Here is a 17,868-nt window from a genome sequence, read left to right on the forward strand (position 1 = left end):
GTTTGCCTCAATTATGAAAAAGGAATTGTACTTTCGGGCTGCTTTGCCTTTTGTGTGTGCGGCCATGCTGCTGACCGGGTGTAAGACTTCCGGAGAGACCGACATGCAGTACATCCGGCTAAGCGACGTCACATGCTCTTTTCAGGGAACTGGCAACTGGCCTGTGACCATCGAGGTACATGCCAATCCGGCCGCATGGAAGGCTGAAGCATTGGCCTCGTGGGTGAAGGTTGCCGATGTGACGGCTAACTCGCTTACTGTCGAAGTTATCGACAACGATACGGAAAATGCGCGCGAGGCGGAGATAACCGTGACGGCCGGTGAGGCGGAGGCGGTCATTCGTATCGTACAGGTGGCGAAAGACCACGTCTTTCCGCGGTACCGGTACTATCCGGAGTTTTACAGCATCGCGATGTCGCCGAGCGGCGTCTATGTCGGCGGTTTCTATAAGGATTACGACGAGGACGGCAATTACAACGTCTTTCCGGTCGTCATAGACGTGGAGACGGAGGAGTGGCACCGGCTCGGCCCCTGGCCGAATTCGCTCCTGACCTTGTTCCAGACGGCCTGTGTGGGCGACAACGGCGATATGGTCATAGCGACTGAAAACGACGGGTGTATCAAATTCGACCTCGACGGCAATTACGAGCTGTTGAAGGCTCCGGCCGGCTTTACGGGTAACCCGCAGATAAGTCAGGTGTCGGCTGCCGGCATCATGGTGGGCTGGTCTGCCAAAAACGGTACTTCGTATCCGTTCAAATGGGTGAACGGTGAGGCGGTAGAGCTCCCGAAGCCCGCACTGAACTACCGCGACGAGCCGATAGGCGACGTGCAGGCCCGCGGCATCTCGGCCGACGGACGGATAATATACGGCACGACCTGGGACAACTACGATTTTGGCATGGTCTATTGGGACGAAGCCGGCGAGGTACACTATGTGGGCGAAGATGTGCGGTACTGTCGGCCGATAGAGATTCCCGACGGCTACGGCGGTACCTATAAATACAATTTGTGTGACGGTATGTGGACTTCGGCAACCAATACCAATGTCAGTCCCAACGGTAAATACATTGCCGGAATCTACCGGGTAGAAAGCTGGTCTGATGAAGAACAGACGGTTGAGGAAACGAACTATCCGGCCTTCTACAATACCGAGACCGGCAAGACGGTGATATTCGAGGAACTCGTCGGGGGTGGCGGTGTTTCGGCGACGAGCGACGGCCTCGGATTTACTGCCGATTCCGTAGTGGCGGCCTCTTCCGGAATGGTGGTGGATATCGACGACGGTACGGTGATTGGCAGTATGGTGGAATGGATAAGGGATAATTACGGTATCATCATTCCGAGCGGTTACCTCACCTATATGCCCGACAGCGGTGACCGATTCTTCGGAGCCATGCTCTCTGCTGCAGGGCCTGTAGTAGAGGGTGTGAATTGGTTCGTTTGCCCCGAGCGGTAGAATGGATAGTTGTTTTCAAAAGTTTTTATAGGTTTTCATAGGTTTTCAGTGACGGGCCGGACGCTTAGTGTCCGGCCCGTGTTGTTAGGGAAAGACAGTGCCGGACGGCTGGCGCTGAATGCAGGTAGGTATCGCCGGCCGATTCTTTTCACGTGTTTTAGGTATTGCCGGAGCTAGGCGGACACCCTACTTTTGTCTTCAGATAAAAAGATTTTTAGCCATTTCTTTAAAGTCGGTAAGGCCGGCCCCCGCGGCCGGCCTTTTGTCTATTTTGACGGAATGTTATCTTTGCAGAAAACAACATACGCCATGCAGAGAACAGGAAAATATACCAAGGACGACCCGATGAGCGACCTGGTCAGCGACAACTACAGGATATTACTGCTTATGAGCCGCTTCGGTATCGGGCTCGGTTTCGGGGAGAGTTCCATAGGCGAAGTGTGCCGTGCCAACGGCGTGGATACCTCCACCTTCCTTATCGTGACCAACATGATGCTTTACGATGAGATTCCGGCCGATGCCTACGACAAGGTCTCGATGGAGGGTCTCCTCTCCTACCTGCACAACTCGCACGACTACTTTCTCGGATTCCGCCTGCCGGCCATCCGGGAGAAACTCGCTGCGGCGGTGGGGACGGGCAGCGACCTTTCGCGGGCCATCATGAAATATTTCGACGACTATACGGCCGGTGTCCATACCCACATGGCCTACGAAGAGGAGGTGGTGTTCCCCTACGTACGCGCCCTGCTGGAGGGGCGCCGCCAGCAGGATTACAGCATCGACATCTTCAGCCGGCACCACGACCAGGTGGAGACGCTGCTCACGGAGTTCAAGAACATACTGATTAAATACTACCCGTCGGCCAGTACGAACGAAATCAACAACGTGCTGTTCGACATCTTCAACTGCGAGAACGACCTCGCTTCCCACAATGCCGTGGAGGACCTGCTGTTCGTCCCGGCAGTCGGAAGGCTGGAGAAAAGAGTGGAGGAGGAAGGATGAGCGTTACGGTCAAGATAACGGTGGCGGAGCCTTCGGTCATCATACGCAGCGGCATCATCGCCGTGATAGGGAGTGCCGAGAACCTGAAGGCCGAGATTTACGAGGTGAGCGAAATCGACCAGTTGCGGAACGTGCTTTCGTGGCAGCATCCGGATATTCTGCTGGTGAATCCCGCATCGCTCGGCCTCTTTCCGCTGCAGCAGCTCAAGAAGGATACGGGCAATCCCGACATGAAATGCGTCGCACTGCAGTTCGCATTTACCGACCATGCCGCCCTGAAAAGTTACGACGATGCCATATCGGTGTACGACAGTGCCGAGACGGTGAACGACAAACTCGCCCGGCTGGTCAGCGAACCGGAGCGCGACAAGCGGCACGAATCGCTGAGCGGACGGGAAAAGGAGGTCATCGCCTGCGTGGTGCAGGGTATGACCAACAAGCAGATAGCCGACAAGCTCTTCATATCGACGCATACGGTCATCACCCACCGGCGCAACATATCCGCCAAACTCGGCATCCACAGTCCGGCCGGTCTGACGATTTACGCCATCGTAAACAAGCTGGTGGAGCTGGACGACATCAAGGACTCCGTAGAGGAGCAGCTCCCCGGAGATTAGGATTGCAGCCGGAACCGCGGGCCTGCCGCTGAGAGTCAGCGCTGGCGGTAACGGGCTACCGTACCCGCCTCCACGAACTCCGCCTTGGCTGCTGTCCATGCCCGGAAATGGGGCGAGGCGTTATGCGCGGCGACGGCCTCTTCGTCTGCCCACCGTTCGATGAAACAGAAGGCGCGGCTGTCGGCCACATCCTCGTAAAGGTCGTAAAAGACGTTGCCGCGTTCGGCACGGCTCGCTTCGATGAGAGGCTGTACCGCTTTCAGAAAATCCTCCTGTTTGCCCTCCCTTATCACATTTCTGGCTACTATCGTTATCATATCGTTCGTTGTTGGTGTCGTGTCGGTACTATCCCTGTCGCGTGCGGTCAGGCGATGTCGGCAGTCCAGTAGGAGAAGGTACGGCGCGAACCGTCCTCCATGCCGACCTCCTGCGACCAGCGGTAGGGTTCTCCCAGCCGAAAGGCGACGGACTGCCGGAAGAGGGGCCCGCCGTAACAGAGCGTATGGTATTCGCCGTTCTCGCCGCAGAGGTCGATTCCGGCGGGGAAGTCCGCCACCGTCGCGCGGTTCAGTCTGCGGCCGATATACTCCCTGCCCAATCGCTCTGCCCAGGTCGTGGTGATGACCGCCTCCAGTCCCGAAGCGAGGAACGCTTCCATGGCCTTCTGCGGCGAGAGTTCCCAAAGCGGTTCCACCACCTCGATACCGTAGGGCCGTAGACGCTCTTCGCGGTAGGTGCGGACGTCGTGCAGAAAGATGTCGCCGAAGATGAAACGGGTGACTCCCTGTGACCGGAACCGTTCGGCAGCCAGCCGCATGGCATGCGTATCGTGTTCCGGCTCCCCTCCCGGCGTTACGTTCACCGTGCAGAGCGGAATGCCGATGGATGCGGCCTGTGCCCGGAGCACCCGTTCGGGAATGGCGTGCATTGTGGAGCGGCCGTCGGCGCCGCTGACCGTCGTCAGAAGCGATACGACGTCGTATTTCTCCGAGCGCAGGGCTGTCAGCAGTGCGAGCGCCGAATCCTTGCCTCCGCTCCAGTTGAAGACGGCTTTCATGCGTGCGTCCATTCCGATTCCTCCGTCTTTTCTTTTGTGAACAGTCCGCCGACCAGCGTGAAGTAGGGGGGCAATACGGGGCCTTCGCTCCAGCGCAGCGGGAGACCGAGCAGTTCTTTCGCCGTGCGGGCCACGTCGAACCCGCAGGCTTCCAGCGAAGTGCGGGCCCGGTCGGGATAACGGCACGGTTTCCCCTCGGTACGCAGACAGCCGCCCTGGCCGCACAGCAAACAGCTGCCCGCAAAAAGGGCCCGGCTGCCGGGATGACGCTTTTCCGCTTCCAGCAGGCGGGCATCCATCGGTCGGCGGGCATCCTCTACGATGGCATAGGCGGCTGCGGCCGCTTCGGATACGTCGGCCGGCCGGTGCCGTTCCTTGGCGTCCAATGTTGCGACCGCCCCGATGATGCGGATGTGGCCGTAGCCGGCAAGCCGTTCCAGCGGGTCGGTATCGAAAGGCGGACAACCCCATATCCGGCCGTAATTACCGCATGCCCGGCAATATTCCTCGATGCGGCGTGTGTCGCAGTAGCTGCGGAGGTAATCTCCGGCGGGCAGGTTGGCGGTTATGTAGCGGGTACAGGGCATCTCGGTGCCTGCAAAGATAGCGAACGCGCGGCGGATTGCCGCACTTTTTTCCGTCGGCTTCATTCCCTGTGGACATTTCTATTTTTTGTAAAGCGGCCGTAACGCTTTCGTAACGGGCTCCGGGTAGTTTTGCGGCGTCAAATAATTGTTCGGGATAAAGATATGAGATTGTACACACCGAGAATTCTGTCGTTTTTTCTTGCGCTGTGCCCCTTCCTTGCGGCGGAGGCGGCGCAGCCGCTTTACTCCGTGTCGGGAAGGGTGACCGATGCCGCCACGGGCGAACCGGTGACAGGCGCCGTAGTCATGGTCAAGGATACCTACAAGGGAACCGAAACCGATATGGAGGGCCGTTGGCGCCTCGACAACCTTGCCGCGGGGGATTATACGTTCGCCGTCAGTTTCATCTCCTACAAGAGCATCGAGGTGTCGTGCAGGGTGGCCGCCGATGTGGAGGGGGTGGATGTCTGCCTCGAAAGCGATTCGGAAGAGGTCGAAGAGGTGGTCGTGAAGGCCCGTATGCGGAGCGACACCGAGATAGCCATGCTCGGAACGATAAAGGCCGTTCCGCAGGTCACGAGCGGTGTTTCGGCGGCCCAGATATCGAAAAGCCCCGACCGGAACGCTTCGGAAGTCGTCCGTCGCGTCCCCGGCATCACCATCATAGACGACCGTTTCATCATCGTGCGCGGCCTGTCGCAGCGCTACAACAACGCATGGATAAACGGACTGGCCGTCCCGAGTACCGAGACAGACAGCCGTGCCTTCTCCTTCGACATGATTCCCAGCAGTCAGATTGACAACCTGCTGGTCTATAAATCCCCCTCGCCGGAGATACCGGGCGACTTCTCCGGCGGTTTTGTCAAGATAGTGACCAAAGGTATCCCCGAAGAAAACAGCATCGAAGTCGGTTATTCGACCGGGTTCAATGTCAGGACGCAATTCAGGCAGTTCCGCATGAACCCCGGAAGCTATACGGATTTCCTCGGTTTCGACCTCGGCAAGAGGCCGCTCGGCCGCTCGTTTCCGGCGCACATGGACCTCGTCACTTCGCCCGACGAGATAACGAGGCTGACGAGAGAAGGGTTCAACAACGACTGGCGCATCCGGAGTTTTATCCCCATGCCCGACCAGCGGCTCTCCTTCTCGATGGCCCGCCGCTGGGATACGAAGCGCGGCCGTACCGTGGGCAACATCACCGCCGTCACATACAGCAATACGTTTAAAGGAGTCGAAGGTATCAAGAACGCCCGGTACGGCATCTACTCCGCGGCCGCCGACACGCCCATCTATCTCGACGATTATTATGACAACCAATATTCGAACGATGTCCGGCTCGGAGCGATGCACAACTGGGCGTTCATCCTCGACGCCTCTAACCGTATCGAGTTCAAGAACCTGCTCAATATATTGGGGCGTAACCGTCTGACCGAACGCCGGGGCATCAAGGACATGAGCAGCATGTACTATCTCGAACAGACCGAGATGCAGTACTCTTCGCGCCTGACCTATACGGGGCAGTTCTCCGGCACGCACCACCTGGCCGGTACCGATGCGACGGTGACGTGGGATGCCGGTTACTCCTATGCCGACCGGAACGAACCCGACCGCCGCATCGTCTCCAATATGGCCGGTATCGGAAGTACGGATGACCTGGCGGATGTGGTGACGGGCAACGACAACATCAAACGCTACTTCCAGACCCTCGGCGACCACATCGCTTCGGCTTCCGGCAACTATGTGCAGCAGTTGGCCTGGGGGGGTATCCGACCCACGTTGAAGGCCGGCATCTACGGCGAGTACCGTTACCGCAGCTACGACCAGCGCGAGTTCATCTACCGTTACGACAACCTTTCCGCCGAAGAGCGGCAATATTATCTCAAGCTGCCTTTCCAGGAGATGCTGTCGCCCGAATGGCTGGGAGCGGACAAGGTCTATATCGACGAGATAACCCGCAAGACCAATGCCTACACCGCCGACATCTATTACGGAGCGGCTTATGCGGCGCTCGACATTCCGCTCGGAAAATTCGATATCTATGCCGGGGCACGTCTCGAAAGCTACACCACGAAGCTGACGCGAGACCGTTCGGATGCACCCGAACTTATCCTGATGACCACCAAGACGCACCACGACCTCAATCTGCTGCCTTCGGTCAATGTCACTTACCGGATAGACGACCGGCATCAGTTGCGGGCGGCTTACGGGCGTTCGCTCAACCGTCCGGAGCTGCGTGAGCTTTCCCCTACGGTCTATTACGATTTCGACCTCTTCAGCGAGATAGCCGGTAACGAGAACCTCAGGACGGCCGTCATCGACAACGTGGACCTGCGTTATGAATTCTATCCCGCACCGGGCGAGACGGTGAGCCTCGGTGCCTTCTACAAACACTTCCGCAATCCGATAGAGTGGACCTATATCGACATGGGCGGTTCGCTCCGCTATATGTATGAGAATGCCGACCGGGCCCAAAGCTGGGGTGTGGAGCTCGATGTGAGGAAAAACCTCGGCTTTATCGGTATGCCGAACCTTTCGCTGGTGCTCAATGCGGCGTGGATATACAGCAACGTGACCTTTGTGCCCGGCGAGGTGGTGTCCGAACCCGACCGGCCCATGCAGGGACAGTCGCCCTACGTGATAAACGCGGGACTCTATTACAGTTCCGAACGACTCGGACTCGACGTGGCGCTGCTCTACAACCGAATTGGCAAGCGGATAGTGGGGCTGGGCAAGTCCAACAGCGTCAATCCCGACCCCAATACGCTGATTCCCGATTCGTACGAAATGCCGCGCAACGTGCTCGATTTCTCCGTATCGAAAAGGATAGGGCGACGGGTGACGCTGAGCTGTTCGGTGAAGGACCTTCTCTCGGAGGACGTGGTGTACAAGCAGTTCCCGAAGTTCGAGAAGGACGGACAGATGTACCGGCGGGAACAGGTCACCCGGCGCTACAATCCCGGTCAGAGCGTATCGCTGACTGTCTCGGTAAAGCTGTGAACGATATTCGACAGGACAGACAATAGAGAAAACACCAATTTTTAATCGAACAGAAAAAGATGAAAAAGAACATCAAGATGGCCGCCGTGGCATGTATGCTCCTCTCGGCCTTTGTTACCGTAAGTTGCGACAAGAATACGGACAACGGCGGCGAGAATCCTCCGCAGGGCGAAACGTTCGAACTGGGCGACGGTTCGAAGGATAATTTCGAAATCGCTTCCGACATGACGCTGACCTATCCGAACGTCTATACGCTCAAAGGGTTCGTTTATGTGCCCGACGGTGTGACGCTGACCATCGAGCCCGGTGTGGTGATAAAGGGCGACAAGGCTACGCAGGGTACGCTCATTATCGAACGGGGCGGCAAAATCATGGCACAGGGTACGCCGGAACGCCCGATTGTCTTCACTTCTGCCCAGGCTCCCGGCAGCCGCAAGCCCGGTGACTGGGGCGGTATCATCCTGCTCGGCAAGGCGCCCAACAACCTCGGCGAACAGACCATCGAGGGCGGTGTGCGTTCCAAACACGGCGGTAACGACCCGGCGGACAATTCCGGCGTGCTGAGCTATGTACGTGTGGAATTCCCCGGCATCGAATACTCTACGGACAATGAAATCAACGGAATTACCTTCGGTTCGGTCGGGAGCGGTACCAAAATCGACCACCTGCAGGTATCCTACTCGGGGGACGACTCCTATGAGTGGTTCGGCGGTACGGCGAATGCGAAATATCTCGTCGCCTATTCGGGTTGGGACGATGATTTCGATACCGACAACGGCTTCAGCGGCAAGGTACAGTTCGCCATGGGCGTGCGCAATCCGAGGATAGGGGACAAGTCGGCCTCCAACGGTTTCGAATCGGACAACAACGGCGACGGTGCGGCTACCGAACCCTACACCTCATGCGTGTTCGCCAACGTCAGCCTTTTCGGGCCGGTGTCCAATCCCGCATCCTATACCGAACAGGCCGGCGCCGAGGGTAGCCCGGTCGATGCGAGATTCCAGGCCGCGCTTCATCTGCGCCGCAATACCCAGCTCAGTATCTATAACTCCCTCATAGCGGCTTTCCCGGTAGGGCTGATTATCGAGAACGACAAAGGGTCTACCACACAGGATTGGGCTGAGCAGGGCAAACTCAACGTAACCAACTGCGTGATGGCCGGCATGGTGAAGAATTACCAGGATGCACAGTATTGGAAGGATGGTTCCCAGTTCGACGATGAGGATGCGGGTAGTTTCGCCGACGGTTATTTCAACCGTGCGGAGGGTGGAAACAGGGTGTTCGCAGCCCTCTCCGACCTCGGCCTCAGCGGCAATCCGCTCAGCCTTTCCGCTCCGGTGGTCTTCCCCGGCAGCGACAGTCCGCTTGCTTCGGGTGCTGCATGGACGGAGGAGAAGGTGGCTTCGGGCTTCGATAAAGTGGACTATATCGGTGCTTTCGGTCCGAATGAGACCGCTGCCGCCAACTGGACGAACGGCTGGTGCAATTTCGACCCCCAGAATACGGTTTACTAAACGTCGGCAGGTTGGTCAATTTGTCGGTGGGCGGGCTGCTGCGGCGGTCCGCCCTTTTCCCGTTCCGCGGCGGAGCTTCCGATGTGCCGGCAATGCGTGCGGGGATTGCGTTCCGTGCAGGAATATTACAGCCCGAGGTCTTCGTCAATCAAGACCACCGTAATCCTCCCTTTCGGATGGCATTTGTGCAGAATGAGCCGTTCGTTGCATATCCGTCGGGGCGATGCACAATCCATGCACCGGCCCGTTTTCACGCACGGCGTGTCGAAATCCTCATGACGGGCCGCATTGCGCGGGGCGGCCGTTTCGCGGATACGCCTGAAGGCGGCATCGCCGTCCTCCACGATTTTGTTCCGACCGACGGTCAGGATGACGTGCCGCGGTCCGAAGGCTATCGGAGCGATGCGGTTGCCTATCATGTCCAGCCAATGCAGCTCCCCGTCGAGGGTGACGGCATTCGCGCCGGTCAGGAACAGGTCGCATAACAGCGCCTGCCGGCGTCTTTCTATCAGTTCCCTGAAAGGAACGCCCTGTTCGAAAGTGTCGATGAACGGATAGGTGCGCTGCGTCCGCAGCCACTCCACCGTCCCCGTCGCGTAGAGCGTCATCGAGTCGCCGAAGGAGATACTCGCCGGCGCGAGTTCGGCGATGCGGCTGCGGATGTATTCGCCGGCCTCGTGTGCGTCGGCTGCTGTCGCCACCTCAAAACCGTTGCGCCTCAGCCTGTCGGCACATCTCTCCGTTGTCTTTGCCTGTTCCATCATGTGTCTCCATTATGGGCGGTTCCGGCAGATGTTTTCCGGAGACCGTAAAAAAAGTCTCCACGGAGTACGCGGAGACATAGGTATTAAAACCTGCGGCCCATGGCCTTATTGTGGTAAGATGTAGAAGTTCTTACATTGCAAATATAGGAAAAATAAGTGCACAAATCCAAAAATTTTCCTTATTTTTACGAAAAACCGCCAATTTATGGAGAAAAGATTGGGTATAGATGTAGGAACCAATTCCCTCGGATGGGCTATCGTGGAGGTGGACGACGAAGGATGTACGCTGCTCGACCGAGGGGTGGATATCTTTCAGGAGGGGGTAGCACGTGAGAAGAATCAGGAGAAACCGGCCGTGCAGGACAGGACCGATGCCCGTGCCCTACGGCGGCACTATTTCCGTCGCCGTTTGCGCAAGATAGCCCTGTTGCGGGTGTTGGTACGGCACGACCTGTGTCCCGCATTGTCGGAGGAGCAGTTGAACGCCTGGCAGGGGAAGGGGATTTATCCGTTGGACGATGCGTTCATCCGTTGGCAGCGTACCGACGACAATGCGGACAGGAACCCGTACCGCGACCGCTTCCGGTGTCTGACCGAAGAACTCGATTTGGCCTGCCGCGAAGAACGTTACGTGCTGGGCAGGGCGCTGTATCATCTGTGTCAGCGCCGCGGATTTCTGAGCAATCGCAAGGATGCGGGAAACGAGGCCGAGGAGGGTAAGGTGAAGCAGGAGATTAAAACCCTCTCTGCCGACATGGCCGCTGCGGGGTGCGAATATCTGGGCGAATATTTCTACCGGCTTTACCAGCGGAAAGAGAAGATTCGCAAACACTATACAGCCCGGAACGAGCACTATCTGGCCGAGTTTCGTGCCATTTGCCGGAAACAGCGGCTTGATGAGGAGTTGCGACAGGCATTGGAAAAAGCCATTTTCTATCAGAGGCCCCTCAAGTCGCAAAAGGGCTTGGTAGGCAAGTGTACTTTCGAAAAGGACAAGAGCCGCTGTCCGGTGTCCCATCCGCGCTTCGAGGAGTTCCGGATGCTCCAGTTCATCAACAACGTTCGGGTTACGGGTCCCGGCGATGCGGAGCCGCGGCCCCTTTCGCCGGAGGAGGTGGAGATTGTCCGTCCGCTGTTCCTGCGCAAGAGCAAACCGCATTTCGATTTCGAAGACATTGCCAAAAAGATAGCGGGCAAAGGGAACTATGCCTGCCGGGGCGAGTTGCTGCAGGCGCCGTACCGCTTCAATTGTGCCGGCAAATCGACGGTGACGGGGTCTCCCGTATCGGCCCTTTTCGCTTCGGTTTTCGGAGATGATTGGCAGCGTGAGATTTGCAGCCTGTATACGCTCGGTGCCGGGAAAAACGAGGAGCAGATACTCAACGACGTATGGCATGTCCTCTTCGCCTTTGAGGACGAGGAGCGGTTGCAGGCCTGGTTGCAGGAGAAACTGCAGCTTTCGGCCGACGATGCGAAAACCCTGGCGGCCTTCCGTCTGCCGCAGGGGTATGCGTCGCTGAGCCTGAACGTTATCAACAAGATACTTCCCTACCTGCGGCGCGGATACCGCTACGACGAGGCGGTATTCTTTGCCAACCTCGGAAAGGTGCTTCCGGCGGAGGTGTATGCCGACCCGGCCAGGCGCCGCGAAGTGGAGCAAGGGATTTCCGCCCAGATGGATGATTTGGGCGACGGAGAGAAAACACGGAAGGAGGAACGTATTCGCGATTATCTGCGGCGTTATTGGGGCGTAGAGGAGAAGCGGCTGGAGCGCCTTTACCATCCTTCGATGATTGAGGCGTATCCGTCGGCGTCTCCCAACGGACAGGGTCTCCTGCAGCTGGGTTCGCCGCGCATCCCGGCTGTCCGGAATCCGATGGCCATGCGAGCTCTGTTCCGCCTCCGCGTACTGCTGAACGAACTCCTGCGCGAAGGAAAGATTGACCGTGGCACGAAAATCAATATCGAGCTCGCCCGCGAGCTGAACGACGCCAACAAACGGAAGGCCATCGAACGTTACCAGCGGGAGCGGGAGGCTGAGAACCGCAAATATGCCGAAGAGATTCGCCAACAGTATGTCGAAGCGACGGGACATTCCATAGAGCCCTCCGAAGAGGATATTCTCAAATACCGTCTGTGGGTGGAGCAGGGGCATTGTTCCCTTTATACGGGGAAGACAATCGGGATTTCCGAGTTTCTCGGCGACGGCCGGCGGTACGACATCGAGCATACCGTCCCCCGTTCGCGTGGGGGAGAGGATGCGCAGTACAACAAGACGCTGTGCGAAGAGGAATTCAACCGGGATATAAAACGCGACAAACTGCCGTCGGAGCTGGCCAACCATACCGCGATATTGGCCTGTGTCGAGTCGTGCGGATGGTTCGAGCGCATCGAGGGGTTGGAGCATCGGGTCTGGGGGGCGGACCGTCGCGCAAAGAGTGCGACGACCAAATCGGCGAAGGATTTCGCCATTCAGGACCGGCACTACTGGAGGATGCACCTCGATTACTGGCGCAGGAAGTGCGAGGCCTTTACCATGACGGAGGTGCCCGAAGGATTCAGCAATCGGCAGGGTGTGGATGTTGGCATCATCGGCCGGTATGCGCGGCTCTATCTGCAGACAGTCTTCGACCGGGTTTATACGGTCAAGGGTGCTACGACGGCTGCGTTCCGCAGGATGTGGGGGCTGCAGGAGGAGTATGCGGCGAAAGAGCGCGTGAATCATGTCCACCACTGTATAGATGCCATTACCATCGCCTGCATCGGAAGCCGGGAGTACGCCTTGTGGGCGCAGTACGTTCGGCAGGATGAACTCTATCGGTGGGGGGAAGCGGATAAACCCCGTTGCGGCAAGCCGTGGCCGACCTTCACCGAGGATGTCCGGGCGACGGCCGATGAGCTGCTCATTTCGCATCACACACCCGACAACATGCCCAAGCAGAGTCGGAAACGGCTGCGTGTGCGGGGAAAGGTGCAGCGGAACGACAGGGGAGAGGTCAAATACATGCAGGGCGATACTGCCCGGGGTGCTCTCCATCAACAGACATTTTATGGAGCCATCGAACGAGACGGCGAGATTCGGTATGTCGTGCGCAAGTCGCTCGACCAACTGCTGCCTGCGGATGTGGAAAAAATCGTGGATGAGGCGGTCAGACAGAAAGTCAGGGAGGCGGTCGAGGCATACGGTTTCAAAGAGGCGACAGACCCGACGAAACACACCGTCTGGATGAACGAGGAAAAACAGATACCGATTCGGAAGGTGCGGATATTGACCGGTGTGAAAAATCCGATTCTCCTGAAGCCTCATCGCGATGTATCCGTTAAGGAGTATAAGCGATATTACCATGTCGTCAACGACGGGAATTACTGCATGGCGATTTACGAAGGCAGAGACAGGCAGGGCAGGTTGAAACGGACGTTTGAAATCGTCAATAAACTGGAGGCGGCCCGTTATTTCAAACGGAGTGCGGACCGGGAATCCCGGCCCGATTTGGTACCGCTGTCGGATGTCAACGGTTATTCGCTTAAGTATCTCTTGAAAACGGGGACGATGGTGTTGTTTTATGAAAATTCCCCGGACGAGTTGTATGAATGTTCGGTCGGAGAGTTGGCTAAAAGGTTGTACAAGGTTGTGGGAATGGCGCAGGATGGTCGTGTCCAGTTTCTGTTTCATCAGGAGGCACGGGACCAGAAAGCCGTTACGGCGGAGTGTGGAATGGGAATTTCGGTTTTCGATGCACGCCATCCTGCTCCGAAGTTGAGGATAAGAGTTTCCAATTTTAAAATGTTCGTCGAAGGCTATGACTTCGAACTGACGGTTACGGGGGAAGTAAAATTCAAACGGTAATTGCTTCATGGTGAAACGCGCGCTGTTCTTTTCGACGCCTTATAGCCTGAGTCTTCGGGACAATCAGATGATTATCCGTACGAAGGAGGCCCCCGACATGCAGCGGACCGTTCCGGTCGAGGATATCGGGGTGGTGGTGCTGGAGGACCGACAGACGTCCGTGACGCTGCCGCTGCTGAATGCGCTCTCGGATAACAATGCGGCCGTCATCTTCTGCGGCGACGACCGGATGCCGAACGCCATGCTGATGAATCTCGATTCCAACCGGACACAGGGCGAGAACTACCGGACGCAAATCGAGGCGAGCGAGCCGTTGAAAAAGGGGATATGGCGGCAAATTGTCGAGGCGAAAATCCGAAACCAGGCCGCCTTGCTGCAAAAGTTGGGCAAAGACGGGGAGCGGTTGAAGCCCTATTACCGGAATGTCCGCAGCGGCGATGCGGACAACCGGGAGGGGACTGCCGCCAGAATTTACTGGGCAGAGCTGTTCGGCCGGGATTTCGTTCGTATGCGGGAGGGAGATGTTCCCAATAATTTGCTGAATTACGGATATACGGTTCTGCGGGCGGCCGTCGCACGGTCGCTGATGGGGTCGGGGCTGTTTCCGGCGTTCGGCATTTTCCACCGTAACCGGTACAATGCCTTTCCGTTGGCCGACGATGTGATGGAACCTTATCGTCCTTTTGTGGACGAATTGGTGTACGGGCTCCGTATGCAGGGCGAGTCGCAACTGACGCAGGAGGTCAAGGGGACCCTGCTGCGGATACTGTTCGCCGATACGCGTTTCGAGAAGGTGATGCGTCCGCTGGATGTCGGCCTGACGTTTACGGCGGCATCGCTGGCGAAATGTTTCGCTGGAACGCAAAAGAAGATTGTTTACCCTTTGTTGGAGTGACAGGATGTCGGAAGTCCGTTTGAATGCATATCGTATCATGTGGCTGTTCGTGTTTTTCGATTTGCCGACCAATACCAAAACCGAGCGTCGTCATGCGACTCAGTTTCGCAAGGCCCTGGAGAAGGATGGCTTTTCGATGATGCAGTATTCGGTGTACGTGCGTCACTGCCCCTCGAAAGAGAATATGGAAGTACATCTCCGTCGGGTGCAGAAGTCGATGCCGCCTGCCGGATATACCAGTATCCTGAGCGTTACGGACAAACAGTACAGTGAGATTCGGAACTATTGGGGGAAAAGCGAACGGGCCCGGCCCGAGATGCCTCAGCAGCTGGAATTTTTTTGATATACTGCTCTTTGAAATACGAAATTACATCCGACCAACTTCCCCGGTGTGCGGCAGGACGTTTTATGCATCGGTGTCATATGTGTAACGTGCAGAATACGAATTACTGCCATGCGCGAGGTTGTGGTTTGATGTAGAATTGGAATGAGAAACAACCACATAGCCGGCGATAACCGCTGCCACCCGTTGTGGTTTGATGTAGAATTGGAATGAGAAACAACGCAGCGTCCTCAATATCTTGGAGGTTATCGGTTGTGGTTTGATGTAGAAAAATCGCAGTCAAAAATTAAAATATGGTCTTTGCTTGAGAGAGAAACAGATTCCTATGTAACAGGGATTTAGCAAAATAACAAATCTTGCCTACCGTTTTCCCGAAAACCCGAAATGGCAAAATTTGCTACACATTTGCGAAGAAAACCTTGAAAAATGTCCAGCCAGAATAAAGTCCTGTTGACGATAATGTAGATTGGACTAAAGTAGATTGATACGGACTTAAATCGACTGTTCTCGACACTTGAAAAATCAACAACGCCTCGTCGGATAATTCCCGTCAACAGGTAAATTTCAGTAAACGTCAGTCCATATAAGTACATATCAGTCCGCCATAGACCAATCGGCCTGCTGAAAAATAGTTTTCAGCAGAACGAAACATTAATTTATCATCAGGTCTATGAAGCGGACTAAATCCATCGCTCCCGGTACCGGAAAAGCAGCAAGGAAAAATTTTCCGGGCCCTCACCCCAACAGTCGGCAATTACACACTACCCGCGTTTGCCGTTCCTGCGGTCAGAAATTCTCTGCCGCCACTTCCACCAGCGAATATTGCAGTCGTAAATGCTACCAGCACGACTATTATCTTCGCAACAAACCCCAAATTCTCGACAAACGCAACAAACGGGAACGAGCGGAAGAGCCTGCGATTCCTCCTGTAGATTCGGATATGATTTCCGTGCGGGAAACAGCCCGGCGGCTGGGTATATGCCGTCAAACGATCTACAACCTCGCGGCTAAAGGCATTATCACCATCTACCACGTTACCGGACGTCTTTCGTATGTTAGTTGGAGCGAGGCCTGTGCCACTATCTCCACGCGTACGGCTCCGGCCATACAGCAGAAACCGCGTCGTTCAACGCGGAAGAAACATCCCGAACAAACTGCCGAAACCTCTTCCAAAGCCGCCGCTCCTGCTCCACCCACAGCCGCTAAATGGGCTGCGGCCCAAGAGCTATGCAGCCGTTATGGCTGGGATACGGCCTATTTGTACCGATTCGTACAGTGCCATCGGATTTCGCGCATCAAGGACGGCCGTTACTCGCTGTACTCCATTCCCCAGATAGAGGCTGTCATTCAGGAAAAACAGACTCAAATCGTTCCGGCAGGTTATATCACCATAGATGATGCGGCCAAGAAATACAGTGTCCCTCCCAGTACGGTGACGTATCGCCTTGCACATTACGGTATCGACACGCAAAAGACGGTTATCGACGGCCGTCGCAAGGTTATTTTTTCCGAAGCGGCTTTCCGACAAGCTACGCAGGGTAAAAAGCATTGATTTACAATTATTTGAAAAACACTAATTTTTGTTTATCTCACTGTGCATTTATAACTTGCATCCTCAAATCGCATCATTATGAAATGTCCTAAAGTCACCCTTCGCAGCCGTCCGATTTCACACGGACGACGTTCATTATACCTCGACTATTACCCGGCGATCAGAATCCCCGATACGATGAAGAAGACCCGTACCGAAACGCTGGGTATCTACGTCTATGCCCGCCCGCGTTCGCAACACGAAAAGTCGCATAATGACGAAATGTACCGCAAAGCGCGTTTGATCGCTTCCACACGCTTGCCGGCCATCATAAACAAACAATACGGCTTTCTCGATACCGCACGCGGCAACCGGGATTTTCTGGAATACTTCAGGCAGATAGTAGGCGAACACAACAGCAGCCTGTGGAAAGGCTGCTACAACCATTTCCGGTTTTTCGTCAAAAACTCCTGTATCTGTGCGGAGGTCGATATCGAACTCTGCCGGAAATTCAGAAGCTACCTGCTCTCGGCGCACCAATTCCGGGACCCTACACGCCCGCTGGCACACAGCTCGATTGTCAATTACTATCTGAAATTCCTCAGTCTGCTGCATAATGCCTACCGGGATCATATGATTGAAGAAGATCTGGCAATACAAATGGAGTATATAGCCCGTAAGCCTACACGTCGGGAATTTCTAACGCCGTCCGAACTGCGAACGCTCTCGCAAACGCCCTGCGAGATCCACGTCTTGAAACGGGCAAGCCTTTTCTCCTGTGAAACGGGCCTGCGACTGAGTGACGTGTTGGCTTTGAAATGGGAGGATATCGTACCCAACCTGGAAGGCAACGGTTATAATATGCGCATACGCACAGTCAAAACCGACGAAGAAGGACTCTTACCGTTAAGCGATACGGCCCTACAACTTTGCGGGCCTCGCAGTACAGGTACGGTATTCAAGGGTTTTACACGCTCGATGACCGACCGTCCGCTCAAACGATGGCTTGAGGATGCGGGCATTACCAAACGCATCACGTTCCACTGTTTTCGCCACACCTACGCCGTGCTGCAATTAGCCAGCGGCACGAATATTTACACCCTCAGCAAAATGATGCTGCACAAGAGTATTCGCTCGACGGAAATTTATCTGGATCTGCTTGAGGAAACGAAGCTCGAAACCGTCGGACGTATCAGTATCTATATCGACCCGGAGATGTTCGACGAATAATCCGTACCTTATATATTAATGTATT

The 17,868-nt window shown here is 55.9% G+C and carries 14 protein-coding genes; 10 read left to right on the plus strand and 4 right to left on the minus strand.

Going from position 1 to position 17,868, the window contains the following annotated elements:
- The first annotated feature begins 13 nt into the window (after positions 1–13).
- From BQ5361_RS10155 to BQ5361_RS10165, 3 genes are all read left to right on the plus strand, one after another.
- Positions 14–1,459: a BACON domain-containing protein gene (locus BQ5361_RS10155; RefSeq protein ID WP_161940453.1), complete on the plus strand. Its 1,446-nt coding sequence runs from the start codon at positions 14–16 to the stop codon at positions 1,457–1,459.
- 309 nt (positions 1,460–1,768) lie between these two features.
- Positions 1,769–2,461 (plus strand): hemerythrin domain-containing protein, encoded by a 693-nt coding sequence (locus tag BQ5361_RS10160; protein ID WP_022064480.1) that lies wholly within the window; start codon positions 1,769–1,771, stop codon positions 2,459–2,461.
- Positions 2,458–3,078, plus strand: coding sequence for a response regulator transcription factor (locus tag BQ5361_RS10165; RefSeq protein ID WP_022064479.1), 621 nt, complete (start codon positions 2,458–2,460; stop codon positions 3,076–3,078). The genes BQ5361_RS10160 and BQ5361_RS10165 overlap by 4 nt, the downstream gene beginning before the upstream one ends.
- Positions 3,079–3,113: 35 nt before the next feature.
- Here BQ5361_RS10165 and BQ5361_RS10170 read toward each other — a convergent pair whose 3' ends face one another.
- From BQ5361_RS10170 to BQ5361_RS10180, 3 genes are read right to left on the minus strand one after another with little or no spacing between them, the layout of a single operon-like run.
- The gene (locus BQ5361_RS10170; RefSeq protein WP_035473628.1) at positions 3,114–3,395 is read right to left on the minus strand and encodes a putative quinol monooxygenase; all 282 of its coding nucleotides are present in this window, start codon (positions 3,393–3,395) and stop codon (positions 3,114–3,116) included.
- Between the two features lie 47 nt (positions 3,396–3,442).
- Entirely contained in the window at positions 3,443–4,147 is a 705-nt protein-coding gene (locus tag BQ5361_RS10175) for a Dph6-related ATP pyrophosphatase (protein ID WP_035473631.1), read from the minus strand.
- Complete coding sequence (locus BQ5361_RS10180; RefSeq protein WP_083389260.1) at positions 4,132–4,785, minus strand: DUF2284 domain-containing protein; 654 nt, start codon at positions 4,783–4,785, stop codon at positions 4,132–4,134. Before BQ5361_RS10180 ends, BQ5361_RS10175 begins: the two co-directional genes overlap by 16 nt.
- A 99-nt stretch (positions 4,786–4,884) precedes the next feature.
- Between BQ5361_RS10180 and BQ5361_RS10185 the strand changes: the two genes are divergently transcribed.
- A complete protein-coding gene (locus BQ5361_RS10185; RefSeq protein ID WP_035473634.1) occupies positions 4,885–7,719 on the plus strand; it encodes a TonB-dependent receptor in 2,835 nt (944 codons plus the stop codon).
- A gap of 59 nt (positions 7,720–7,778) precedes the next feature.
- The gene (locus BQ5361_RS10190) at positions 7,779–9,233 is read left to right on the plus strand and encodes a hypothetical protein (protein ID WP_035473637.1); all 1,455 of its coding nucleotides are present in this window, start codon (positions 7,779–7,781) and stop codon (positions 9,231–9,233) included.
- A 125-nt stretch (positions 9,234–9,358) separates the two neighbouring features.
- Here the strand turns inward: BQ5361_RS10190 and BQ5361_RS10195 are convergent, their stop codons facing one another.
- Entirely contained in the window at positions 9,359–9,997 is a 639-nt protein-coding gene (locus BQ5361_RS10195; RefSeq protein ID WP_257526820.1) for a lactate utilization protein, read from the minus strand.
- 205 nt (positions 9,998–10,202) lie between these two features.
- On the opposite strand from BQ5361_RS10195, the gene cas9 reads away from it, so the two are divergent.
- The 5 genes from cas9 (at position 10,203) to BQ5361_RS10220 (ending at position 17,843) form a co-directional block, all read left to right on the plus strand.
- The gene (gene cas9 / locus BQ5361_RS10200) at positions 10,203–13,844 is read left to right on the plus strand and encodes a type II CRISPR RNA-guided endonuclease Cas9 (protein WP_035473639.1); all 3,642 of its coding nucleotides are present in this window, start codon (positions 10,203–10,205) and stop codon (positions 13,842–13,844) included.
- A 7-nt stretch (positions 13,845–13,851) separates the two neighbouring features.
- Positions 13,852–14,739, plus strand: coding sequence for a type II CRISPR-associated endonuclease Cas1 (gene cas1 / locus BQ5361_RS10205; RefSeq protein WP_035473641.1), 888 nt, complete (start codon positions 13,852–13,854; stop codon positions 14,737–14,739).
- Between the two features lie 37 nt (positions 14,740–14,776).
- A complete protein-coding gene (gene cas2 / locus BQ5361_RS10210; RefSeq protein WP_257587966.1) occupies positions 14,777–15,082 on the plus strand; it encodes a CRISPR-associated endonuclease Cas2 in 306 nt (101 codons plus the stop codon).
- Between the two features lie 670 nt (positions 15,083–15,752).
- The gene (locus BQ5361_RS10215; protein WP_143047561.1) at positions 15,753–16,634 is read left to right on the plus strand and encodes a helix-turn-helix transcriptional regulator; all 882 of its coding nucleotides are present in this window, start codon (positions 15,753–15,755) and stop codon (positions 16,632–16,634) included.
- 78 nt (positions 16,635–16,712) lie between these two features.
- Positions 16,713–17,843: a site-specific integrase gene (locus BQ5361_RS10220; protein ID WP_074021951.1), complete on the plus strand. Its 1,131-nt coding sequence runs from the start codon at positions 16,713–16,715 to the stop codon at positions 17,841–17,843.
- Positions 17,844–17,868: the final 25 nt, after the last annotated feature.

Source organism: Tidjanibacter massiliensis (assembly GCF_900104605.1).
Taxonomy (GTDB): Bacteria; Bacteroidota; Bacteroidia; order Bacteroidales; family Rikenellaceae; genus Tidjanibacter; species Tidjanibacter inops.